General features: G+C 58.9%; 22 protein-coding genes. 6 read left to right on the top strand and 16 right to left on the bottom strand.

Annotated elements, in window-relative coordinates; translation table 11 throughout:
• Position 1: 1 nt before the first annotated feature.
• Positions 2-2,017, bottom strand: coding sequence for an excinuclease ABC subunit UvrB (gene uvrB, locus USG84_RS00995; RefSeq protein ID WP_320726963.1), 2,016 nt, complete (start codon positions 2,015-2,017; stop codon positions 2-4).
• Between the two features lie 750 nt (positions 2,018-2,767).
• On the opposite strand from uvrB, the gene USG84_RS00990 reads away from it, so the two are divergent.
• The gene (locus tag USG84_RS00990) at positions 2,768-3,490 is read left to right on the top strand and encodes an ABC transporter ATP-binding protein (RefSeq protein ID WP_151412762.1); all 723 of its coding nucleotides are present in this window, start codon (positions 2,768-2,770) and stop codon (positions 3,488-3,490) included.
• Here the strand turns inward: USG84_RS00990 and bioD are convergent.
• From bioD to bioB, 4 genes are read right to left on the bottom strand one after another with little or no spacing between them, the layout of a single operon-like run.
• Positions 3,453-4,154, bottom strand: coding sequence for a dethiobiotin synthase (gene bioD / locus USG84_RS00985; protein WP_253541286.1), 702 nt, complete (start codon positions 4,152-4,154; stop codon positions 3,453-3,455). The genes USG84_RS00990 and bioD overlap by 38 nt on opposite strands.
• Positions 4,147-4,902: a malonyl-ACP O-methyltransferase BioC gene (gene bioC, locus USG84_RS00980; RefSeq protein WP_151412760.1), complete on the bottom strand. Its 756-nt coding sequence runs from the start codon at positions 4,900-4,902 to the stop codon at positions 4,147-4,149. Before bioC ends, bioD begins: the two co-directional genes overlap by 8 nt.
• A complete protein-coding gene (gene bioF, locus USG84_RS00975) occupies positions 4,886-6,043 on the bottom strand; it encodes an 8-amino-7-oxononanoate synthase (RefSeq protein WP_253541282.1) in 1,158 nt (385 codons plus the stop codon). Before bioF ends, bioC begins: the two co-directional genes overlap by 17 nt.
• Positions 6,040-7,080 carry a biotin synthase BioB gene (bioB, locus tag USG84_RS00970; protein ID WP_008501133.1) on the bottom strand — a complete coding sequence of 347 codons (1,041 nt, stop codon included), beginning with the start codon at positions 7,078-7,080 and terminating at the stop codon, positions 6,040-6,042. Before bioB ends, bioF begins: the two co-directional genes overlap by 4 nt.
• Positions 7,081-7,166: 86 nt before the next feature.
• On the opposite strand from bioB, the gene bioA reads away from it, so the two are divergent.
• Entirely contained in the window at positions 7,167-8,456 is a 1,290-nt protein-coding gene (bioA, locus tag USG84_RS00965) for an adenosylmethionine--8-amino-7-oxononanoate transaminase (protein WP_414146769.1), read from the top strand.
• Positions 8,457-8,504: 48 nt separating this feature from the next.
• Positions 8,505-8,981 (top strand): kinase inhibitor, encoded by a 477-nt coding sequence (locus USG84_RS00960; RefSeq protein ID WP_253541278.1) that lies wholly within the window; start codon positions 8,505-8,507, stop codon positions 8,979-8,981.
• Positions 8,982-9,084: 103 nt separating this feature from the next.
• Here the strand turns inward: USG84_RS00960 and hutH are convergent, their stop codons facing one another.
• The 5 genes from hutH to hutI all read right to left on the bottom strand — a co-directional run bounded on the left by hutH (position 9,085) and on the right by hutI (position 15,327).
• Complete coding sequence (hutH, locus tag USG84_RS00955) at positions 9,085-10,605, bottom strand: histidine ammonia-lyase (protein ID WP_061098823.1); 1,521 nt, start codon at positions 10,603-10,605, stop codon at positions 9,085-9,087.
• Positions 10,602-12,290, bottom strand: coding sequence for a urocanate hydratase (gene hutU / locus USG84_RS00950; RefSeq protein WP_151412759.1), 1,689 nt, complete (start codon positions 12,288-12,290; stop codon positions 10,602-10,604). The genes hutH and hutU overlap by 4 nt, the downstream gene beginning before the upstream one ends.
• A gap of 127 nt (positions 12,291-12,417) precedes the next feature.
• Positions 12,418-13,152, bottom strand: coding sequence for a histidine utilization repressor (locus tag USG84_RS00945; protein ID WP_253543476.1), 735 nt, complete (start codon positions 13,150-13,152; stop codon positions 12,418-12,420).
• A gap of 19 nt (positions 13,153-13,171) precedes the next feature.
• Entirely contained in the window at positions 13,172-14,110 is a 939-nt protein-coding gene (gene hutG, locus USG84_RS00940) for a formimidoylglutamase (RefSeq protein WP_320738105.1), read from the bottom strand.
• Positions 14,107-15,327 (bottom strand): imidazolonepropionase, encoded by a 1,221-nt coding sequence (gene hutI / locus USG84_RS00935; protein WP_253541274.1) that lies wholly within the window; start codon positions 15,325-15,327, stop codon positions 14,107-14,109. The genes hutG and hutI overlap by 4 nt, the downstream gene beginning before the upstream one ends.
• A gap of 224 nt (positions 15,328-15,551) precedes the next feature.
• On the opposite strand from hutI, the gene USG84_RS00930 reads away from it, so the two are divergent.
• Positions 15,552-16,835, top strand: coding sequence for a putative acyl-CoA thioester hydrolase (locus tag USG84_RS00930; RefSeq protein ID WP_061098828.1), 1,284 nt, complete (start codon positions 15,552-15,554; stop codon positions 16,833-16,835).
• Between the two features lie 52 nt (positions 16,836-16,887).
• On the opposite strand, the gene tisB is transcribed toward USG84_RS00930, so the two are convergent.
• Complete coding sequence (gene tisB / locus USG84_RS00925) at positions 16,888-16,977, bottom strand: type I toxin-antitoxin system toxin TisB (RefSeq protein WP_023332440.1); 90 nt, start codon at positions 16,975-16,977, stop codon at positions 16,888-16,890.
• A gap of 443 nt (positions 16,978-17,420) precedes the next feature.
• Positions 17,421-18,416, bottom strand: coding sequence for a 6-phosphogluconolactonase (gene pgl / locus USG84_RS00920; RefSeq protein ID WP_253541272.1), 996 nt, complete (start codon positions 18,414-18,416; stop codon positions 17,421-17,423).
• Positions 18,417-18,556: 140 nt separating this feature from the next.
• On the opposite strand from pgl, the gene USG84_RS00915 reads away from it, so the two are divergent.
• Positions 18,557-19,375, top strand: a complete 819-nt coding sequence (locus USG84_RS00915; RefSeq protein ID WP_151412757.1) for a pyridoxal phosphatase — start codon at positions 18,557-18,559, stop codon at positions 19,373-19,375.
• Here the strand turns inward: USG84_RS00915 and modC are convergent, their stop codons facing one another.
• The 4 genes from modC to USG84_RS00895 form a co-directional block, all read right to left on the bottom strand.
• Entirely contained in the window at positions 19,376-20,434 is a 1,059-nt protein-coding gene (modC, locus tag USG84_RS00910; protein WP_151412756.1) for a molybdenum ABC transporter ATP-binding protein ModC, read from the bottom strand.
• A gap of 2 nt (positions 20,435-20,436) precedes the next feature.
• Complete coding sequence (gene modB, locus USG84_RS00905) at positions 20,437-21,126, bottom strand: molybdate ABC transporter permease subunit (protein WP_253541268.1); 690 nt, start codon at positions 21,124-21,126, stop codon at positions 20,437-20,439.
• Entirely contained in the window at positions 21,126-21,899 is a 774-nt protein-coding gene (gene modA, locus USG84_RS00900) for a molybdate ABC transporter substrate-binding protein (protein WP_151412755.1), read from the bottom strand. Before modA ends, modB begins: the two co-directional genes overlap by 1 nt.
• A gap of 178 nt (positions 21,900-22,077) precedes the next feature.
• Positions 22,078-22,227 carry an AcrZ family multidrug efflux pump-associated protein gene (locus USG84_RS00895; RefSeq protein WP_013097516.1) on the bottom strand — a complete coding sequence of 50 codons (150 nt, stop codon included), beginning with the start codon at positions 22,225-22,227 and terminating at the stop codon, positions 22,078-22,080.
• Positions 22,228-22,354: 127 nt separating this feature from the next.
• Here USG84_RS00895 and modE point away from each other — a divergent pair, with 127 nt between their 5' ends.
• Positions 22,355-23,143, top strand: coding sequence for a molybdenum-dependent transcriptional regulator (modE, locus tag USG84_RS00890; protein ID WP_151412754.1), 789 nt, complete (start codon positions 22,355-22,357; stop codon positions 23,141-23,143).
• The last annotated feature ends 44 nt before the right edge of the window (positions 23,144-23,187 follow it).

Below are 23,187 nucleotides of genomic sequence, written 5' to 3'. Positions count from 1 at the left end.
CTCACGATGCCGCGATAAACAGATCCCGCAGCTGATGAAGCTGGTCGCGGATCTGCGCCGCCTCTTCGAATTCCAGGTTCTGGGCGTGCTGCATCATTTGCCCTTCCAGCTCGTGGATTTTCTGCTGCAGCGCCTTCGGCGTCAGCACGACGGTATCTTCTTCCACCACTGAACGCGCCTTGCCGCGGCCTTTCGCTTTGGTCTTCGCAATGTTCTGACCCAGCGCCAGAATATCCACCACCTTCTTGTTCAGCCCCTGCGGCGTGATGCCGTGCTCTTCGTTGTAGCGCTGCTGTTTCTCGCGGCGGCGTTCCGTTTCGCCAATCGCTTTCGCCATCGACGGGGTGATTTTGTCCCCGTACAGAATCGCTTTCCCGTTGACGTTACGCGCGGCGCGGCCAATGGTCTGGATCAGGGAGCGCTCAGAGCGCAGGAAGCCCTCTTTATCGGCGTCCAGAATCGCCACCAGCGAGACTTCCGGCATATCCAGACCTTCTCGCAGGAGGTTGATCCCCACCAGCACGTCAAACTCGCCCAGACGCAGATCGCGGATGATCTCCATACGCTCCACGGTATCGATGTCCGAGTGCAGATAGCGCACCTTCTCACCGTGTTCTTCCAGATACTCGGTCAGGTCTTCCGCCATGCGCTTGGTGAGCGTCGTCACCAGCACGCGCTCGTTGATGGCGGAACGGGCCCGGATCTCAGAGAGCAGATCGTCCACCTGGGTCGCCACCGGGCGCACCTCGATAACCGGGTCCAGCAGACCGGTCGGACGGACCACCTGGTCGATCACCTCATCGCCGGATTTCTCCAGCTCGTAGTTGCCCGGCGTGGCCGACACGTAGATAGTTTGCGGCGCCAGCGCCTCAAACTCTTCAAACTTCATCGGACGGTTATCCAGCGCTGACGGCAGGCGGAAGCCGTACTCCACCAGCGTCTCTTTACGCGCGCGGTCACCGCGGTACATCCCGCCGATCTGCGGGATCGTGACGTGGGATTCGTCGATCACCAGCAAACCGTCGGCCGGAAGGTAGTCAAACAGCGTCGGCGGCGGCTCGCCCGGCCCGCGCCCGGAGAGGAAGCGCGAGTAGTTTTCGATACCCGAGCAGTAGCCCAGCTCGTTCATCATCTCCAGATCGAACTGGGTGCGCTGGCTCAGGCGCTGCTCTTCCAGCAGCTTATTGTTGGCCAGAAGCACCTTACGGCGCTCTGCCAGCTCCTCTTTGATCTCTTCCATCGCCTGCACGATACGCTCGCGTGGCGTTACGTAGTGCGTTTTAGGGTAGATGGTAAAACGCTGGATCACCGACTCAACGTGGCCGGTCAGCGGGTCGAACAGCGACAAACGTTCGACCTCTTCGTCAAACAGCTCGACGCGCAGCGCCATATCGTCCGATTCCGCCGGGAAGATGTCGATCACCTCACCGCGCACGCGGAACGTCCCGCGCTGGAAGGCCTGGTCATTACGGGTGTACTGCAGCTCGGCCAGACGGCGCAAAATCGCGCGCTGATCGATGATCATCCCCTGCGTCAGGTGCAGCATCATCTTCAGATAGAGATCCGGGTCGCCCAGGCCGTAAATCGCCGAAACAGACGCGACCACAACCACATCGCGACGCTCAAGCAGCGCCTTGGTCGCAGACAGTCGCATCTGTTCGATGTGCTCGTTCACCGAAGCATCTTTCTCGATGAAGGTGTCAGAGCTCGGCACATAGGCTTCCGGCTGGTAGTAATCGTAGTAGGAGACGAAATACTCCACCGCGTTTTCCGGGAAGAACTCTTTCATCTCGCCGTAAAGCTGTGCCGCAAGGGTTTTGTTAGGTGCAAGCACCATAGTGGGGCGCTGCAGGTCAGCGATCACGTTGGCGACAGTAAACGTTTTGCCCGAGCCGGTTACCCCCAGCAGCGTCTGGTGCGCCAGCCCGTCCTCCAGCCCCTCTTTAAGACGACGGATCGCCTCAGGCTGATCGCCAGATGGGCGGAAAGCAGAATTCAGTTTGAACGGTTTACTCATGGGCGACGACCTGATGACGTTATAAGCGGCAGGTGAGTAATTTTACTCGTTGTTGGCAGGAATGCCAGTAAAAAACACTGGATGAAAAACCAGTGGCGTGTCAGGATATTTAGCGTAGCGGCGGAGTCATTAGCGCGTTAGCGGACAAAATTTAGGCTCCGACGAGATAAAAAACCAGCCAGGCTGGGTTATCCCCAGAACTTTTTCTTTTTTAACATTTGTCAAGCCAGGTAATGATAGTTTTATGGCAACGAGTGACACTTTCATTACGGTAATTGCTTTTATCTAAGCAATTAAATTTTAAACGATATTTTCTAAAGCCGCGTTTCGCGTCAATTTGGGCGAAAGCCGCGTCTTCTCTCGCTTATCGCGTGTTTTCTAACTCTAATGCACATGGTTATCCACAGGAATAGTGGATAACTGCTTCCAGCCCGTGCAGACCGCCGCTCAGCAAATTCCCGGATTTTCCCACGAGGCGGCAACAAAAAATTTTTATAGCTATTTTTTGACGATAAACAGTTGAGTCATTCATAACCAACAGATGCGATCCTGCTCACGTTTCGGCCATTTTCCGTCCTGCACCACGACTCAACATTCCCGGCACCACCGATGTGCAAGCCACGCGTTTTTACCCTGCTCTCCTGTGGCTTATTCCTAAAAAAGGCGTTTTTTTAATCGATTTCAGGTTTCTGGCAGGAGTTTTGCAGCTTCACATCAGGCCTATCCCTACGCATTTTTAAGGAGAGAAAGATGTTGAGTCTGCGTGCAGTGAATCAGTTTTACGGAAGCCAACATACGCTATGGAACGTGGATTTAGATTTTCCGCAAGGGATGTGTACAGGCGTTGTTGGCCTGCCGGGGATGGGCAAAACCACCCTCATGAACTGCATTACAGGAAAAGTGCCCGTCGATAGCGGCACCATCATCTGGCATGAAGCGGGCGCACCGCCGCGTGATTTGCTTAGTCAGCCACCGGAACAGCGTTCAGGGCCGGGAATAGGCTATGTGCCGCAGGACAGGCGTATTTTTTCTCAGCTGACGATTGAGGAGAATCTGCATATTGCCATGCGGGCGGTGGGGAAACCCGACCCGGCGGCGAAAAGCGACGTGTACGATCTGTTCCCGGAACTTTACGCGCGACGTCAGACGCGGGGCAATGCTCTTTCGCCAGAGGATCAGTATCAGCTCGCCCTGGCGAATGCGCTGGTCAACCGCCCGCGGATGCTGATTCTGGATGAACCCATGCACGGCGCGGGACACGGCTTTGCCCAGAAGCTGGCGCAGCTGCTGGTGCGCTTAAACCGGGAGTTAGGCATGACGGTGCTGCTGGCGGAGCAGCAGCTGTCGTTTATCCGCCGGGTGGCGGATCGGTTTTGCATGCTTTATCGCGGGCGTAACGTGGCGCAGGGCCACGTTAGCGAGCTGAACGATGAGCTTATTGCCCACTGGATGTCGCGGGAAGCAAGGCGCTGAGGTCGAGATAGCGCCCGGTTTCGGCCTGCTCAGCATCGCCAGCAATCCAGGGGATTTCCCCGAGGAACGGCGCCGGCAGCACGCGCTTGAGTGTCGCCAGATATTCCTGATGCCGCCTGCCCGGCGCCACCACGTCGTTGGCTATCCAGCCTGCCAGCGTCAGCCCTGCCTGCTGAACGGCCTGCGCCGTCAGCATGGCGTGATTGATGCAGCCCAGCTTCACGCCGACGACCAGAATGACCGGAAGCCGCTCGGCCTGCACCCAGTCAGCAAACGTCTGCGTGTCCGAAAGCGGGGTAAACCAGCCGCCCGCGCCTTCCACCAGCACCCAGTCGGCCTGGCTTTCCAGCGCCCGTAACCCGTCAGACAGCACGGCGAAATCAATCGGACGGCCTTCGTCAGCGCTGATAATGTGCGGCGACGTCGGCTCGGCAAAGGTATACGGATTCACCGCCGAATAGGCGAGCTCAAGGGTACTGTGACGCTGGAGCGCCAGCGCGTCGGTGTTGCGTAACCCTTCCGCCGTCATCTCGCTGCCGGAGGCGACGGGCTTATATCCGGCGGTGTTTTTCCCAAGCTGTCGTGCCGCCTGCAGCAGCGCAGCGCTGGCAACCGTTTTGCCCACTTCCGTATCCGTGCCGGTAACAAAATAACGTTCAGTCACGTTCGATAATCCCATGAAAAAGTTGATAAGAGAGCGGGAAAAGGCCCCGCTGCTGCGGCCAGGCCAGCTCCAGGCGCTGCAGCTGCCCCCGGGTCAGCGGTTTTTTCTCCCGCCCGGCGTGCAGGTGCGTGGCGCCGATGCCCTTCAGCGAGCGCATAGCGCTGAACGCATCGCTAAAATTAAGCGTGATGGTCTGTACCGTGCTGCGACAGCGCCAGCCTGCCAGCGCCTGCGTCACCTGCTCATGCGATAAGAAGCGGTTGGCGTGCGGCTGCTCATCCACCGCTTTCCACGCCTGATTCAGCTCCGGCAGCGAGCTTTCCAGCAGGGTGGTAAAAGCGACCTTTCCGCCCGGTCGTGCGACGCGATAAAGCTCGCGTAACGCCTGCGGCAGGCTGCTGCACCACTGCACCGCCAGATGGCTCCAGACCAGATCGAACTGCGCGTCCGCGAGCGGGATAGCCTCAATATCCGCCGCTAAATAGTGATGCGCAGCCTGCTGCAGGCGCGCCTCGTCCAGCATGGCGGGCGACAGGTCGATGGCCGTCACCTCGCTCCCCGCCTCGCGCCAGTAGCGGCTGTTGCTGCCGGGACCGCATCCGGCGTCCAGCACCTGCGGGAAGCGGTTCTCGCCAAGCGCGGCCAGAAGCCCCTGCGCGCTCTGGCGCTGGAGTTCATCGTGCAGCGAATAGCTCCGCGCGGCCCGGCCAAACGCCGCTGCAACGGCCTGCTTATTCACCGGCATCATGGAGCGCCTCCAGCAGCGTCTGGATATCCTGAGCCTCATGCGCCGCCGTCAGGGTTAAGCGCAGACGCGCGGTGCCCGGCGGGACGGTCGGCGGACGAATGGCCGTTACCCACATCCCGCGCTCGCGCAGCGCCTGGGCCAGCGCCAGTGCGCGACTGTTTTCGCCGACAATCACCGGCTGGATGGCGCTCTGCGAATCGGGACTCTGGAAGGGAAGCGCCGCCAGTCCCTGACGGAAGCAGGAGATGTGCTCTGCCAGCCGCTGGCGACGTTCATCCCCTTCTGCGCTGCGGATCACCGCCAGCGACGCCGACAGCGCCACGGCCTGCGCCGGGGGCATGCTGGTGCTGTAGATAAGGTGACGGGCAAACTGCAGCAGATAGTCGGCGACCGGCTCGCTGCACAGCACGGCGGCGCCGCTGACGCCGAAGCCTTTGCCGAAGGTAACCACCAGCAGTTCCGGCTTCACGTTTTGCTGATGGGCGCTGCCGCGTCCTTCGTCGCCCATCACGCCAATGCCGTGGGCATCGTCGACCAGTAGCCATGCGTTTTGCCGCTTTGCGGCCTCGTGCAGTGCGGCAAGCGGCGCGCTGTCGCCGTCCATGCTGAATACCCCTTCCGTGACCGCCAGCTGTTGCCCGTCGCAGGGCTTATCCAAAAGCGTAGCGAGCTGTGACGCATCGTTATGGGCAAAGCGGCGCAGCTGCGCCGGGCTTAAGTTTGCCGCCTCCAGCAGCGAGGCGTGGCTTAAGCGATCGGCAACAATACGGTCCTCTTTCCCCATCAGGGCCGCGATGACCGCCTGGTTGGCGGCAAAGCCGGAGATAAAGAGCAGCGCGCGCGGGTAGCCCAGCCAGTCGGCCAGCTCTTCCTCCAGTGCCTGATGCGCCGTGGTGTAGCCGCTGACGTGTCCCGAGCCGCCGCTGCCCACGCCAAACCGCTCCGCGCCCTGCTGCCAGGCGCGGACGATGGCCGGATGCTGGCTCAGCCCGAGATAGTCGTTGCTGGACAAATTACAAAACTGCCGCCCCTCGCGGGTCAGAAAACGGCCCGCGCCGTTTTCCACTACCCTGCGAACGCGAAACGCCTCTGCCGCCCGGCGTTCTTCCAGCGCGGCATTAATCCGTGCCTGCCAGGTCATACGGCTGCCGCGTTGTAGAACTGGTCGGTGTCGGCGTTGAAAATCTGCTGCTCCAGCTGCTGCTGTTGCTCGTTATCGCCCGTCAGCACCTCGGTCTGGTGCGGGTTCAGCCCCAGCTTGCGGAACAGCTGAACGTCTTTGTCCTCTTCCGGGTTCGGCGTGGTCAGCAGCTTGCAGCCGTAGAAGATGGAGTTGGCCCCGGCCATAAAGCACATCGCCTGGGTTTGCTCGTTCATCTGCTCGCGGCCCGCAGAAAGGCGGACGTAAGAGGTTGGCATCATGATGCGCGCCACCGCGATGGTGCGGATAAAATCAAATGCATCCACGTCCTCGTTATCCGCCAGCGGCGTGCCTTTGACCTTCACCAGCATGTTGATCGGCACGCTTTCCGGCGGGGTTGGCAGGTTCGCCAGCTGCAGCAGCAGGCCCGCGCGGTCTTTCACCGTTTCGCCTAAGCCAACGATCCCGCCGGAGCAGACCTTGATCCCCGCGTCACGCACTTTGTCCAGCGTGTCCAGGCGCTCCTGGTAGGTGCGCGTGGTGATGATGTTGCCGTAAAACTCCGGCGAGGTGTCGAGGTTGTGGTTGTAGTAGTCCAGCCCCGCCGCCGAGAGGCGCTGCGCCTGCTCCTCGTTCAGCGTGCCGAGCGTCATACAGGCTTCGAGGCCCATCTCCTTCACGCCCTTCACCATCTGCTCCAGATACGGCATGTCGCGATCGTGCGGGTTCTTCCACGCCGCGCCCATGCAGAAGCGGGTTGAGCCGGCGTTTTTCGCCTTGCGCGCGGAGTCGAGCACCTGCTCCACCTCCATCAGGCGCTCGGATTCGAGACCGGTTTTGTAGCGCGCGCTCTGCGGGCAATATTTGCAGTCTTCAGGACAGGCGCCGGTCTTGATCGACAGCAGCGTGCTGACCTGAACATGACGCGGATCGAAGTGCTGACGATGCACCTGTTGGGCTTCAAACATCAGCTCAAGGAAAGGTTTGTTGAATAATTCAGTAACTTGCGACATCGTCCAGCGTGCGTGGTGAGCCATTGGGCTTCTCCAAAGGGTTTTGTTAATTTTCGGTTCGGTTTATACTCGTAAACCTAAAACTTTTCAAAATGGTTTACAAGTCGATTATGACCCAGGACGATCTCGCCTTCGACAAGCAGCATATCTGGCACCCTTACACCTCCACCACCCGCCCCCTTCCCGTCTATCCGGTGGCCTCGGCCCACGGCTGCGAGCTGCACCTCGCCAGCGGCGAGCGGCTGGTTGACGGGATGTCCTCCTGGTGGGCGGCCATTCACGGCTATAACCACCCGCGCCTGAACGCGGCGATGAAGGCCCAGATTGACCAGATGTCGCACGTGATGTTTGGCGGAATCACCCATCAGCCCGCGGTGGATTTATGCCGTCGCCTGGTGGCGATGACGCCTGAATCGCTGGAGTGCGTGTTCCTGGCCGATTCCGGCTCGGTGGCGGTGGAAGTGGCGATGAAGATGGCGCTGCAGTACTGGCATGCGAAGGGCGAAACGCGCCAGCGGTTCCTCACCTTCCGCAACGGCTATCACGGGGATACCTTCGGGGCGATGTCGGTGTGCGATCCAGACAACTCCATGCACAGCCTGTGGAAGGGCTATCTGCCGGAAAACCTGTTTGCCCCGGCCCCGCAGAGCCGCTTCGACGGCGAGTGGAACGAGATGGACATGGTCGGTTTCGCGCGGCTAATGGCGGCGCATCGTCATGATATTGCCGCCGTGATACTGGAGCCGATTGTGCAGGGCGCGGGCGGGATGCGGATGTACCATCCGGAATGGCTGAAGCGCATTCGCAAGATGTGCGACCGCGAGGGCATTCTGCTGATTGCCGATGAAATTGCCACCGGCTTTGGCCGCACCGGCAAGCTGTTTGCCTGCGAACACGCGGGGATTGCGCCGGATATTCTGTGTCTGGGCAAAGCGCTGACCGGCGGCACCATGACGCTCTCCGCCACGCTGACCACCCGCCAGGTTGCCGACACCATCAGCGACGGCGAGGCGGGCTGCTTTATGCACGGCCCGACGTTTATGGGAAACCCGCTGGCCTGCGCCGTCGCAAGCGAAAGCCTCGCCATTCTGGAGAGCGGCGAGTGGCAGACGCAGGTCGCAGCCATTGAGGCGCAGTTGAAAGACACGCTGAGCGCCGCATCGGGTGCAAATTTCGTGGCGGACGTGCGCGTGCTGGGTGCCATCGGGGTGATTGAAACCACCCATCCGGTGAACATGGCGGCGCTGCAGCGCTTCTTCGTTGAGCAGGGCGTCTGGGTGCGGCCTTTCGGCAAGCTTATCTATCTGATGCCGCCGTACAGCATCACGCCGGAGCAGCTGCGTAAATTAACCGACGCGGTCGTAACAGCCGTTAACATTCCCGCGCATTTCGCGATTTAACCCCATGCGTTACACTTCCTGAACGAGTGAATAACGAGGGTAAACCGTATGAAAATCATCAGTAAAGATCTGCGCGACGGTGAAAAACTTCCGGAACGCCACGTTTTCAACGGCATGGGGTATCAGGGAGACAATATCTCTCCGCACCTGGCGTGGGACGACGTTCCGGCCGGAACCAAAAGCTTTGTCGTGACCTGCTACGACCCGGATGCGCCAACCGGCTCCGGCTGGTGGCACTGGGTTGTGGCGAACCTGCCTGCCGACACGCGCGTGCTGCCGCAGGGTTCCGGTTCCGATCTGGTTGCCCTGCCTGAGGGTGCGATCCAGACCCGCACCGACTTTGGTAAAGCGGGCTACGGCGGTGCGGCGCCGCCAAAAGGGGAAACCCACCGCTATATCTTCACGGTGCACGCGCTGGACGTGGAGAAAATTGAGGTCGATGAAGGGGCGAGCGGCGCGATGGTCGGGTTCAACGTGCATTTCCATACGCTTGGCAGCGCGTCGATTACGGCGATGTATTCGTAATAGTGCGGGCTGATGCCCTCACCCCGGCCCTCTCCCACAGGGAGAGGGAGAAAATCTGACAGTTCCCTCTCCCTGTGGGAGAGGGTTAGGGTGAGGGTAAATATCACAGCACCGAAGGCAGCAGTCCTACCAGCCTTCCCTCTTCCAGAAGCTGCATCGCCTTATCAATATCCGGCGCAAAGAAGCGGTCATCATCGTAGTGCGATACGTGCTCGCGCAGCGCATGGCGCGCCTGCTCCAGCAGCGGGCTGGATTTTAGCCCATCACGCAGATCGATACCCTGGCACGCCGCCAGCCATTCCACCGCCAGCACGCCGCGGGTGTTGGAGGCCATCTCCCACAGACGACGTCCGGCAGCCGGAGCCATCGAAACGTGATCTTCCTGGTTTGCCGAGGTTGGCAGGCTGTCCACGCTGTGCGGGTGCGACAGGGCTTTGTTCTCGCTTGCCAGCGCCGCCGCGGTCACCTGGGCAATCATAAAGCCCGAGTTGACCCCGCCGTTACGCACCAGGAACGGCGGCAGCTGGGACATATGTTTATCCATCATCAGCGCGATGCGGCGCTCGGATAACGCTCCGACTTCGGCAATCGCCAGCGCGATATTATCCGCCGCCATCGCCACCGGCTCGGCGTGGAAGTTGCCCCCGGAGACCACCTCGTTTTCCTGGGCGAACACCAGCGGGTTGTCTGACACCGCGTTGGCCTCCACCAGCAGCACCTCTGCCGCCTGGCGCAGCTGCGTCAGGCATGCGCCCATTACCTGCGGCTGGCAGCGCAGGGAATACGGATCCTGCACCTTCTCGCAGTTATGGTGTGAATCCGCAATCTCACTCGTATCGGTAAGCACGTGGCGGTACATCGCGGCGGCGTCAATCTGCCCGCGCTGGCCGCGTACGTCATGAATACGCGCATCAAACGGACGGCGCGAGCCCAGCACCGCCTCCGTGGTCAGCGCACCGCACACCACCGCCGAGGCAAACAGATCTTCCGCTTCAAACAGGCCGCGCAGCGCGAAAGCGGTCGACGCCTGGGTGCCGTTCAGCAGCGCCAGCCCCTCTTTCGCCGCCAGGGTGATCGGGGCTAATCCGGCTTTTTTTAGCGCCTCTTTCGCAGGAAGCCATTCGCCCTGACAGCGCGCTTTGCCTTCACCCAGCAGCAGCAGCGACATATGCGCCAGCGGCGCGAGATCGCCAGACGCGCCAACGGAGCCTTTGGCGGGGATCCACGGATAGACTTCCGCATTCACCAGCGCCATCAGCGCCTGGATCACGCTCAGACGAATGCCCGAGAAGCCGCGCGCCAGGCTGTTAATCTTGAGCACCATCATCAGACGGACAATTTCGTCGTCCAGCGGCTGGCCGACGCCCGCCGCGTGGGAAAGCACCAGAGAACGCTGCAGGTTTTCCAGATCGTGCGTGGCAATGCGGGTTTGCGCCAGCAGGCCAAATCCGGTGTTAATCCCGTAGGCGGTGCGCCCTTCGGCAACAATTGCTTCGACGCAGGCGACGCTGTCGTTTATCGCGGCGTGGGCGCTTTCATCAAGTGAAAGGGTGACCGGCTGACGCCAGACGTTACGCAGCTGTTTGAGCGTCAGCGAGCCGGGAGTGAGTGTTAACGCGTTCATGCATGCTTTCCTTGTGTGGCAGGGATCATCGGCAGGTTCAGTCCCTGCTCTTTGGCACAGTCAATGGCAATCTCGTAACCCGCATCCGCGTGACGCATCACCCCGGTTGCCGGGTCGTTGTGCAGCACGCGGGCGATGCGCGCGGCCGCTTCATCGGTTCCATCACAGACGATGACCATCCCTGAGTGCTGGGAGAAGCCCATCCCGACGCCGCCGCCGTGGTGTAGCGACACCCAGGTGGCGCCGCTGGCGGTATTCAGCAGGGCGTTAAGCAATGGCCAGTCGGAGACCGCGTCAGAGCCGTCGCGCATGGCTTCGGTTTCACGGTTCGGGCTGGCTACGGAGCCGGAGTCCAGATGGTCGCGGCCAATGACGATCGGCGCGGAGACTTCACCGCTGCGAACCATTTCGTTGAAGGCCAGGCCCAGCTTTTGCCGCCACTCCAGCCCCACCCAGCAGATGCGCGCCGGTAAGCCCTGGAAGCTGATGCGCTCGCGGGCCATATCCAGCCAGTGGTGGAGGTGTTCGTCGTCTGCGACGATCTCCTTCACTTTGGCGTCGGTTTTGTAGATATCTTCAGGATCGCCGGACAGGGCCACCCAGCGGAACGGGCCGATACCGCGGCAGAACAGCGGACGAATATAGGCAGGCACGAAGCCCGGGAAGTCAAAGGCGTTATTCACGCCCATCTCTTTCGCCATCTGGCGAATGTTGTTGCCGTAGTCAAAGGTCGGAATGCCCATCTGGCTGAAGGCCAGCATCGCGGAGACGTGTTCTGCCATGGCCCGTTTGGCGGCGAGCACCGTGCCTTCCGGGTCGGTTTCCGCTTTTTGCTGGTATTCTTCCCATGTCCAGCCTTTTGGCAGGTAGCCGTGCAGCGGATCGTGGGCGCTGGTCTGGTCGGTGACGAGATCCGGGCGCACGCCGCGGGCAACCAGCTCCGGCAGAATATCCGCCGCGTTGCCGCACAGGGCAATCGACACCGCTTTGCCTTCAGCGGTGTACTTTTTGATGCGCGCCAGCGCGTCATCGAGGTTGTCGGCCTGTTCGTCGACGTAACGGGTACGCAGACGGAAATCAATGCGGCTCTGCTGGCACTCAATGTTCAGCGAGCAGGCACCGGCAAGCGTGGCGGCCAGCGGCTGCGCGCCGCCCATGCCGCCCAGACCGGCGGTGAGCACCCAGCGGCCCTTCAGCGAGCCGTTATAGTGCTGACGCCCCGCTTCCACGAAGGTTTCGTAGGTACCCTGCACAATCCCCTGGCTGCCGATGTAGATCCAGCTCCCGGCGGTCATCTGGCCATACATCGCCAGCCCTTTTGCGTCCAGCTCGTTGAAGTGTTCCCAGGTGGCCCAGTGCGGCACGAGGTTAGAGTTGGCGATCAGCACGCGCGGCGCGTTCTTGTGGGTTTTGAACACGCCAACCGGCTTGCCGGACTGCACCAGCAGGGTTTCGTCGTGTTCGAGTTCGGTCAGGGATTTTACAATTGCGTCATAGCATTCCCAGCTGCGCGCGGCGCGGCCTATGCCGCCGTAGACCACCAGCTCGTGGGGATTTTCCGCCACCTCAGGATCAAGGTTGTTCATCAACATGCGCAGCGGGGCTTCGGTGAGCCAGCTTTTAGCGGTAAGCGTGGTGCCGCGCGCGGCGCGGACGTCCTGCTGGCGGTATTTACCTGACGACATTGTGTGCTCCTCATAAGGGACAGATGATGCATTTAGATATACTTGTATAGACAAGCACACACAAGATCGGATTTAACAAAAAAGATACAATTTTGTTATATTGCGTTAGCGATCACGCTTATAAAACTTATGACATAAAGTGGCCCTGCAGCCGGTAACGGTTCCCCGGGAAAAGCAGTCGGGCGTGCGACACGATGTGCGATGACGACCAGGTACGACGGCGGATCAGCAGGCACGGATCGTGTTCTTTAATGCGCAACAGCTCGCACTCCTGCGGCGTCGCGCGCACGGCTTCCACAATGTGCTCCCCTTCCGTGAGCGGTGCGACGAGCGAGAGATAGGCGTGCGGCGTGGTGTGGGTGTAGTCCTGGTTCAGGTATTCCGGTATCCGCTCTGCGCTGACGCAGCGATCTTCAATCTGCACCGGAATGTCGTTTTCAAAATGCACCATCACAGAGTGGAAGATGCGGCTGCCCTCTTTGACGTTCAGCTCAACGGCCTGCTCGGCGCTGGCCTGAGTCTCTTCCAGCACCAGCACTTCGCAGCGGTGCTGATGGTTACGCGCGGCAATTTCGTCCGCGATGCTGCGGATTTCAAACAGCGCCGACTGTCCTTTGGGCTCCGCCACGAAGGTCCCAACCCCCTGCAGGCGCACCAGAAGCCCTTCGTCGGTGAGCTCGCGCAGCGCCCGGTTGACGGTCATCCGGCTAAAACCGAACTGCGCCACCAGCTCAGCCTCCGACGGAATGCGATCGTGCGGGCGCCAGACGCCAGTAGCAATCTTTTCGCTGATCGCCTGCTTCACCTTTTCATAAAAAGGCGCGGGAGGGCTCGGTTGCGGCAGGGGCGAGCGTGAAAACATCATGACTCCTTAAATAGTGTTATGCCCACCAGTGAGCAATTTGCCAGGCCAGACGGGCGGCGAGCTTTGCGCCCTGTCCGTCCCGATCGTACTGCGGGTTAAACTCTACAAGATCGGCGGCCTGCAGCTTACCGCTGCGGCAGATTTGTTCGATAACCGGCAGCAGATCCAGCGCCGGAACCCCTAATGCCGCAGGGGCGGAAACGGCAGGCATTTCGCCCGCGGGCAGGACGTCCAGATCGATCGTCAGATAGACGCGATCGGCCCGCGCCAGCACCTTTTCCAGCGCCGATAATGCCTCGCGCCTGAAATGGATATCCTCCACCAGCGTAGCGTTCAGGCGTTCGGCCTCATCCCACAACGCCTGAGTGTTCGCCGCGCGGCTGACGCCAAAGCAGGCGTAGCGAAACTCGCGCCCGCGTTCATCGCAGTAGTTAGCCAGCTGACGAAACGGAGTGCCGGACGTCGCCCGGTCGGCCTTGCGCAGGTCAAGATGCGCGTCCAGGTTTATCACCGCCACGCGCTCGCCGGGGAACGCATCCAGAACACCCCGGCCGTGCGCCCAGGCGGTTTCGTGCCCGCCGCCAAACACCAGCGTGCGCATCCCGGACTGCTGGCAAGCCGTGACGGCATCGCTTAACGCCCGCTGCGCGGATTCAAGCTCATCGCCTTCAACGTACACCGAGCCCATATCCGCCAGCCGCTCGTGTCCCTGATGGCTTGCCATATTCGCCAGCGCTTTGCGCAGAATATCAGGGGCCTGCGCGGCGCCGGGCCTGCCCTGATTGCGTTTAACCCCTGCATCGCATTCAAATCCTACCAGCGCGATGCCGGATGAAAGCGGCGTGAACTGCCCCTGCTGTTGTATCGTCTGGAAAATACGCGTTGCATTGGTGGCCTCGGCGCTGTCGTCGCGCCCCTGCCAGACCGTTTCGGCTACGGGCCGCCATAAGCTCATGCTGCCTCCCCACGGAAAACGCGTTGATAAAGCGGGTTGCGCCCCGGCTCGTAGACCATCTCCACGGGATGACGAGCATGCCAGACGATAAAATCGGCAACAAACCCCGCCCGCAGCTGCCCGTGGGTTGCGCCACGGCCCAGCGCCTGAGCCGCATGCCGCGTGACGCCAGCCCAGGCCTCTTCAGGGGTGAGGCCAAACTGGACGCAGGCCATGTTCATCGCCAGGTGCAGGCTGGCAAACGGGCTGGTGCCGGGGTTATAGTCGGTGGCGACGGCCATCGGTATCCCCTGTTTTCTGAGCTGTTCAACCGGCGGACGCTGGCGCTCCTGCAGAAAATAGAACGCCCCGGGCAGCAGGACGGCAACCGTGCCGCTTTCCGCCATCGCCTGAACGCCCGCGTCGTCGAGATATTCGATATGATCGGCCGACAGCCCGTTATACTGGCTGACCAGCGCCGCGCCGCCCTGATTCGACAGCTGTTCAACATGCCCTTTCACCGGGATACCGAGCGCGGCAGCGGCCTGGAAGAGGCGCTCGGTTTGCGACGGGGTAAAGCCGACGTTTTCACAAAACACGTCTACTGCTTCATAGAGCTCTTTTTGCCACAGCGCGGGCAGGATCTGCTCACAGACCAGCGCGAGGTACGCATCCGGATCCTGTCGATATTCTGCCGGTACCGCATGGGCAGCCAGCAGCGTTGGGCTGATGTCGATCGGATTATCGAGGCTCAGTTGGCGGGCAACCTGCAGCATCTTCTCTTCGGTATCAAGGTTTAGACCGTATCCCGATTTGATTTCAACGGTCGTTACACCTTCATTCATCAGACGCTGGAGCCGCTGCTGCGCCAGCTTAAGCAGGGTTTCGGGTGAGCTGCTGCGCGTCGCCGTCACGGTGGCGTTAATCCCGCCTCCCTGAGCGCTGATGGTCTGGTAAGAGACGCCGTTCAGACGCTGCTCCCACTCCGCCGCGCGGTCGCCACCGAAAACCAGATGGGTATGGCAGTCAATCAGGCCTGGCGTGACCAGACGTCCTTCAAGATCGATGACGTGACGGTGTCCGGAAGGAAGGTCAGGTTCAGGGAGCACGGCAAGGATAGTTTGGCCGCGCACGACCAGCGCGTGCTGCTCTTTCAGGCCATAAGGCGAGGATGAATCGGGAACCATTGTTGCCAGGCGCGCATTTCGCCAGATAACATCGTCAGGATGAAGCTGCATGGGCATTCCAGTTGTCATGGGTTGTATAGACATTTATTTGCATCCATCGTCTGCTGTCAACCGCCCTGAGGGAAAATGTTATTTATTTGTGATGACTTTCCCGTCACCTCCGGGCAAAAAATGCAACTTTTACCCTTTTTATCTTCCCGTTTCGCTCAACTTAGTATAAAAAAGCAGGCTATTTCGTCTATCCCGTAAAGACTTGCATACCCAGGAGCTTCACCTTGAACATTTCCAGGATTTCCCGTCTGGCGTTAGCGCTCGCCTTTGGCGTGACATTATCCGCATGCAGTTCAACACCACCGGATCAGCGTCCTTCTGAGCAGGTTGCGCCCGGTACCGCCTCCCGCCCGATTTTGTCCGCGGATGAAGCGAAGAACTTTGACCGTGCCCATTACTTCTCGGCGATGGATCCTAACGCCGCGCCGTGGACACCGTCTTCGATTAACCTGCCTAAGCAGCCTGACTTCGTTGTTGGCCCGGCTGGCGCGCAGGGCGTAACGCACACCTCTATCCAGGCAGCGGTTGACGCGGCGATCGCTAAGCACAGCGCGTCTCGTCAGTACATCGCGATCCTGCCGGGTGAATACGAAGGCACCGTGTATGTTCCGGCGGCACCTGGCAGCATTACGATTTACGGTCTGGGTGAAAAAGCCATCGACGTAAAAATTGGCCTGGCGATTGATTCCGAAATCGACAGCACCGCCTGGCGTCACCTGGTGAACCCGGCCGGCAAATATATGCCGGGCAAACCGGCGTGGTATATGTTTGATAACTGCCAGAGCAAGCGTTCCGCCACCGTTGGCATGATGTGCTCGGCGGTATTCTGGTCGCAGAATAATGGCCTGCAGCTACAGAACCTGACCATTCAGAATACCCTGGGTGACAGCGTGGATGCCGGTAACCACCAGGCCGTTGCGCTGCGTAGCGACGGCGATAAGGTGCAGATTAACAACGTCAACATTCTGGGCCGTCAGAACACCTTCTTCGTGACCAACAGCGGCGTACAGAACACGCTGCAGAACAACCGTCTGACCCGTACGCTGGTGACCAACAGCTACGTTGAAGGTGACGTGGATCTGGTGTCCGGTCGCGGCGCGGTGGTGTTTGATAACACCGATTTCCGCGTGGTGAATTCCCGTACCCAGCAGGAAGGCTATGTGTTTGCTCCGGCAACCCAGTCTAACCTGTTCTACGGCTTCCTGGCCGTGAACAGCCGCTTTAATGCGGCCGGTGACGGCGTGGCGCAGCTGGGCCGCTCCCTGGACGTGGACTCCGCTACCAACGGCCAGGTCGTTATCCGCGACAGCGTGATCAACGAAGGCTTTAACGTGGCGAAGCCGTGGGCTGATGCGGCTATCTCCAAACGTCCGTTCTCCGGCAATACCGGTGCGGTGGACGATAAAGGGAACGTGCAGCGCAACCTGAACGACGCGAACTTCAACCGCATGTGGGAATACAACAACCGCGGTCTGGGCAGCAACGTGGTTGCTGAGCCGAAGCAGTAATATAAGAGTAAAAGGGGGATGTTAATCCCCCTTTTTACTGCGACTGGATACGTCAGGCACCAAACTTAAGATACGCATCCAATAGTTGCATAATCGCAACCATGAGTTGCAGGAACAGAATTGCCCATTCCACACCGCTCATACGCCACTCCTTTGGTATAGAGCACTTCTCCTCTGATTTACCTTTCCGCTGCCTGTCACCAGAGGTGTGTTGGTTATGTTTTGATGTGCTCCGCAGTTTAGGCACCGCCGGCACCACCCGACAGCCAGGACTTAAAAGGGATCCTGAATTGCGGAACTGCAACACATCAAACCAACGGACAGAATGATATCAGACCATTACTGTACATAAAAACAGTTAAAGGGAGTTTAGGAATTTATAAAGAGAACACAAATAACCAACTGATTATATTAAATATTTATATCTCACATCGTCTCATAATCTTTTTTCTTCGTTGATGATGAATTTACATCACCTCAAGCCAATATTATGATGGACGTGTTGGTTACGTTTTGATGTGCTCACCCGGCAACCACCGGGCATAAAAAAACCTCGCATTCGCGAGGTTTTTTGTTTTAAGCCGCTTAGTGAGCGTTAACGACCACCCACATTGGTCCCTGGCCGACCGCATAGCGTCCTTTCTCTTCCAGCAGCCCCTGCTCGCCTTTGATTTCATATAGCGCGATGTGGTGGGATTTCTGCCCCGCCGCAATCAGGTATTTACCGCTGCGATCGATATTAAAGCCGCGCGGCTGGGTTTCCGTTGGCTGGAAGCCTTCAATCGCCAGCACGCTGCCATCTTCGGAGACGCTGAAGACGGTAATCAGGCTGGAGGTACGATCGCAGGCGTACAGATGGCGGCCATCCGGCGTGATGTGAATATCCGCCGCCCAGCGGGTGTCGGAGAAGTCAGACGGCATCATATCCAGCGTCTGCACGCACTCAATCTGGCCGTTAGGATCTTTCAGCTCCCATACGTCCACAGAGCTGTTCAGTTCATTAACGACGTAGGCATATTGCTGGTTCGGATGGAAGACCATATGGCGAGGACCTGCGCCCTCAACGGTGGTGACTTCAGCAGGATTCTGCGCCACCAGGTGACCATCGTCGCTCAGGGTAAACAGGCAGATACGATCCTGCTTAAGCGCAGGCACCCACAGCGTGCGGTTGTCCGGAGAGATATTCGCCGAGTGGCAGCCTTCAAGCCCTTCCACGACATCCACGGTATCAACCGGAAGGCCATTTTCCAGACGCGTAACGCTAACGCAGCCTGCGTTGTATGAGCCGCTGAAGACAAAGTTGCCTTTACGATCGGTCGAGATGTGGGTTGGGCTGCCCGGCAGTGGCGCTTCAGCAGTGTAGGTCAGCGCGCCGTCGTCAGGAGAGATGCGGTAGGCCAGCACGCGAAACTCCGGGCGCACGCCCACGTACAAGAAACGTTTATCCGGGCTGACGACCATCGGCTGCACCTGGCCCGGCACATCAACAACCTGAACCAGCGTGAGCGAACCTTCTGCATTCAAGCGCCAGACGTGGATCTGCTGACTTTCAGGACTGGCGGTATAAACGGTTTGTTTCATGAATACTCCTTTCCTCACTGCACGTGAAAGTGATTATTTTTAACGGTGAATGCTGAATTTTAGCCAGGAATTTTGCAGCGATTTACTCTCGGTGTAACATCCCCTGAGACCTAAAATTCAACATTAACCCGGAAGAACAAATGACCTCGCGCGTGATTGCACTGGATTTAGACGGAACATTACTTACCCCTCAGAAAACCCTGCTCCCCTCTTCCCTTGAAGCGCTTAAACGTGCGCAGGAAGTGGGATATCAACTCCTTATCGTAACGGGTCGACATCACGTTGCCATTCACCCTTTTTATCAGGCACTGGCGCTAGATACACCTGCAATTTGTTGTAATGGCACTTATTTGTATGATTATCAGGCAAAAAAGGTTTTAGCCTCCGACCCACTGCCGGTTCCCCAGGCGCTGCAGCTGATCGATCTGCTGGATGAGCATAACGTTCACGGCCTGATGTACGTGGATAACGCGATGGTGTACGAGCGCCCAACCGGCCACGTGGTGCGCACCAGCAACTGGGCATTGTCCCTGCCTGAAGCGCAGCGTCCGGTCTTTACCAAGGTTTCCTCCCTGCGCCAGGCGGCCCGGGATGTTGAAGCTATCTGGAAATTCGCCCTGACGGATGAAGACACCAACAAGCTGAATACCTTCGCGAAACACGTCGAGGACACGCTGGGGCTGGAGTGCGAATGGTCCTGGCACGATCAGGTGGATATTGCCCGCAAGGGTAACAGCAAAGGCAAGCGCCTGACGCAGTACGTGGAATCAAAAGGCTGGTCTATGCAGGACGTGATTGCCTTCGGCGACAACTACAACGACATTAGCATGCTGGAAGCCGCCGGTACGGGCGTGGCGATGGGCAATGCCGACGACGCGGTAAAAGCGCGCGCTAACGTGGTGATTGGCGACAACACCACCGACAGCATCGCGCAGTACATCTATACCCACCTGCTGTAATCAGGCGGTAATCGAGACGCTCTTGATTTGCGCGTAAAGCCACAGGCCGGGCTTGATTGCTAACTCATCCCTGGCCCACGGGCTGATGCGCGCCCAGAGCGTCCTGCTGCCCACGTCGAGCTTCACTTCCACCTGCCCGTTATCATCAAAACACTCCGCCACTTTGGCGCGCAGAATATTTCGAATACTGGTTTGCAGCGGCGGCTGCAGCACCAGCGAGACGTCCGATGCCTGAATGCGAATACGCAGCGCGGACTGTAACGGTTTATCGATCTTATTGACCCAAAGATGCTGGTCGCCCAGCGCCAGGGCGGTCATCGCGTAGTGCGGATGATGCTCCAGAACGCTGACCTTCAGGATGCTGCTCTGCTGCTCTCTGGGTAACCAGGGGTGCATCACGCTGCTGCCCCACACCTCTTCCAGATTGCCGAAGGCCTTCACGCTGCCCTCTTCCAGCACCAGCACCTTATCGGCCAGATGGAGGATCTCATCCAGTGAATGGCTGACGTAAAGCATCGGAATATTAATTTCGCGGGTCAGACGCTGCAGGTAAGGCAGAAGTTCGCGCTTGCGCGGTATATCCAGCGAGGCCAGCGGCTCGTCGAGCAGCAGCAGTTCGGGGGCGGTAAGCAACGCGCGGCCAATGGCCACGCGCTGTTTCTCCCCGCCGGAGAGCGAGGACGGCAGCCTGTCGAGCAAGGGTTCAATGCCTAAAAGCGTCACCAGCTTATCAAACTGTCCGGCCATGCTTTTCGCCATGCCGTAGCGCAGGTTGCCACGCACGCTGTAGTGCGGGAACAAGCGCGCGTCCTGGAAAACATAGCCGATGCGGCGTTTATCCGGCGAGAGGTAAACCTTGTTCTCCACGTCATTCAGGACGCGGTTATTCAGGACAATACGGCCTGACTGCGGGCGCGTCAGGCCGCTGATGGCGTTAATCAGAGACGTTTTTCCCGCGCCCGACACGCCGAAGACGGCGGTGATGCCGCTTGCAGGCAGCGTCTCGTTAAGCGTCAGGGTGTGGTTTCCCAGCGTCTGGGTGAAATTCAGTTCCAGCATCGTTATTTCCCCATCCGCTCGCGGCTCAGACGCGCCAGCCATTCAGAAACCAGCAGCGAAACCAGGGCTAATACGATGGAGATGATGCACAGCCGCGCTGCGGCACTCTCTCCCCCCGGCGTCTGGATCAGGGTATACATGGCCGACGGAATGGTCCGCGTCTCGCCGGGAATGTTCGACACAAACGTGATGGTCGCACCAAACTCGCCCAGCGAGCGGGCGAACGCCAGCACCGTGCCGACAATAATACCGGGTAACGTCAGGGGGAGCGTGATGGTGAAAAAGACGCGCCAGCGCCCGGCGCCGAGCGTGCGGGCCGCCTGTTCGAGCTTTATATCCACGCCTTCCAGCGCGAGGCGGATCGCTCTGACCATCAGCGGGAATGACATCACCGCCGCCGCCAGTACCGCACCGCGCCAGCTAAAGGCAAAGGTGATTCCGAACCAGTCGTAGAGCTTTTCGCCGATAAAGCCGCGTCGCCCCATCGAAATCAGCAGCAGATAACCGACCACCACGGGCGGCAAAACGAGAGGAAGATGAAGGACGCTGTCGAGCAGGGCTTTGCCGGGAAACCGACAGCGAACCAGTAGCCAGGCAAAAAAGATCCCAAAGGGCAAACTCAGCGCAACCGCAAGGGAGGAGACTTTAAGGCTCAGCAGAACAGCCTGCCATTCAGGATCGGTCAGTATCATCAGTGAGTCGTAAATCCATAACGTTTAAAGATTGCGGACGCCTCCGGCCCCTTCAGATAATCGCGGAAGGCCGTTACGGTCGCATTTTTATGTCCATCAACAATCGCCACAGGATATTCCACTTTCTTGTGTGAGTCTTCCGGGAAGGTGCCAACCACTTTTACGCCCTTGCTGGCAACGGCATCGGAGCCATACACAATGCCCAGCGGAGCTTCGTTACGTTCCACCAGCGCCAGCGCGCCGCGCACGTCTTCCGCCGGGGCCAGTTTTGGTGACAGGGTCTCCCATGCGCCCAGCTTTTGCAGCGCTTCTTTGGCGTAAATCCCGGCTGGAACGTGTTCCGGGTCACCCACCGCCAGACGGCCACCGTTCAGCAGACGAGTCCAGTTTGTCTCTTTGTTGATGGTGAATTCACCCTGCGCGCTGGCCTTCGGTGCAACCACAACAAGGCTGTTGCCCAGCAGCGTTTCGCGGGTCGCCGCATCAATCGATTTCTTCTCCACCGCGTAGTCCATCCACTTCTGGTCAGCAGAGATAAACAGATCTGCCGGAGCGCCCGCTTCTATCTGACGCGCCAGCGTAGAGGAAGAGGCAAAAGAGGGGACCACCTCGACGTTTTTCTCTTTTTTATACACCGCCGCAATATCCTGCAGCGCGTTGGTCAACGACGCCGCCGCAAAGACCGTGATTTTACCTTCGTCCGCCAGCGCGTGTCCGGTGAGTGAAAGCGTCAGCGTTGCCCCTGCGAAAAGGCGTACCCATGAACGTGCCATCTGTAACTCCTGTGAGTAGCGTTATATACATATTAATATAACGGTATCGTCAGGGAGATCCCAGCGGTAATTCGTACCGCTCAAGGGGTAAATCGGTGTGATGCGTTAAATAATATCGGCGAAAGTAAGAAAAGCTTGAGAGCAAAACGCCCGGGCAAGCCGGGCGTTTTGTGGGAAATTAATGCTGCTTTTTCGCACGGTCTCTGTGACCGATATTCGAAAAGACGTTGAACACTTCACCCAGGCCGTAGATGGCACCGAGGATGATGGCCATCACTACTGGTACCATGATCACGGCGAATACCAGACTTTTCAACAACTCTAACATGGTTTTCTCCAGATTTTGTGAATGGGCTATTCTACCCCGAAAAGTAAGAAAAACATCCCCTTTTGTGCGGTGCCCTTTGCGCCCTGCACCATTTGGGTCACAATATTCTTTTTGCCAGGACACTGTTATGCAGGCCGAAATTCTTCTTACTCTCCGACTTCAGCAAAAGCTTTTCGCCGATCCACGACGTATTGCCCTGCTTAAACAGATAGAACACACCGGCTCAATTAGCCAGGGCGCTAAGAACGCCGGGATTAGCTATAAAAGCGCCTGGGATGCCATCAATGAAATGAACACCCTGAGCGAACAACCGCTGGTGGACAGAGCCACAGGGGGCAAAGGCGGTGGAGGTGCTGTCGTCACACGTTACGGCAAGCGCCTGATTCAGCTTTACGATCTCCTGGGACAGATTCAGCAAAAAGCGTTCGATGTATTGAGTGACGACGACAACGTTCCGCTGGACAGCTTGCTGGCCGCCATTTCCCGCTTCTCGTTACAGACCAGCGCCCGCAACCAGTGGTTTGGTACGGTGACGGCGCGCGATAATCTCCAGGTACAGCAGCATGTTGAGATCCTGCTTGCCGATGGCGTCACTCGTCTGAAAGCGGCAATAACGGCGCAGAGTGCACAGCGCCTCGATCTGGATGAAGGCAAAGAGGTGCTGGTGTTGCTGAAAGCGCCCTGGGTAAATATCACACGCGACCCAAACGCGGCAAAGGCGGCTGATAACCAGCTGCGCGGCACCGTCAGCCATATCGAACGCGGCAAGGAGCAGTGTGAGGTGCTAATGCCCCTGGCAGACGGACAGGCGCTCTGCGCAACGGTTCCGCTCAGCGAGGCGGACGGTTTAGAAGAAGGTGCTATCGTCACCGCATATTTCAACGCAGACCGGGTGATTATCGCCACATTGTGCTGAGCGCATTGACAATCACACCGACAGTGCGTATCCCTGACATCTGT

Source organism: Enterobacter sp. 168J2 (genome assembly GCF_034107265.1).
GTDB classification, from domain to species: domain Bacteria; phylum Pseudomonadota; class Gammaproteobacteria; order Enterobacterales; family Enterobacteriaceae; genus Enterobacter; species Enterobacter nematophilus.
The sequence above is the reverse complement of the archived record's forward strand: the minus strand, read 5'-3'. Positions and strand labels throughout refer to the sequence as shown.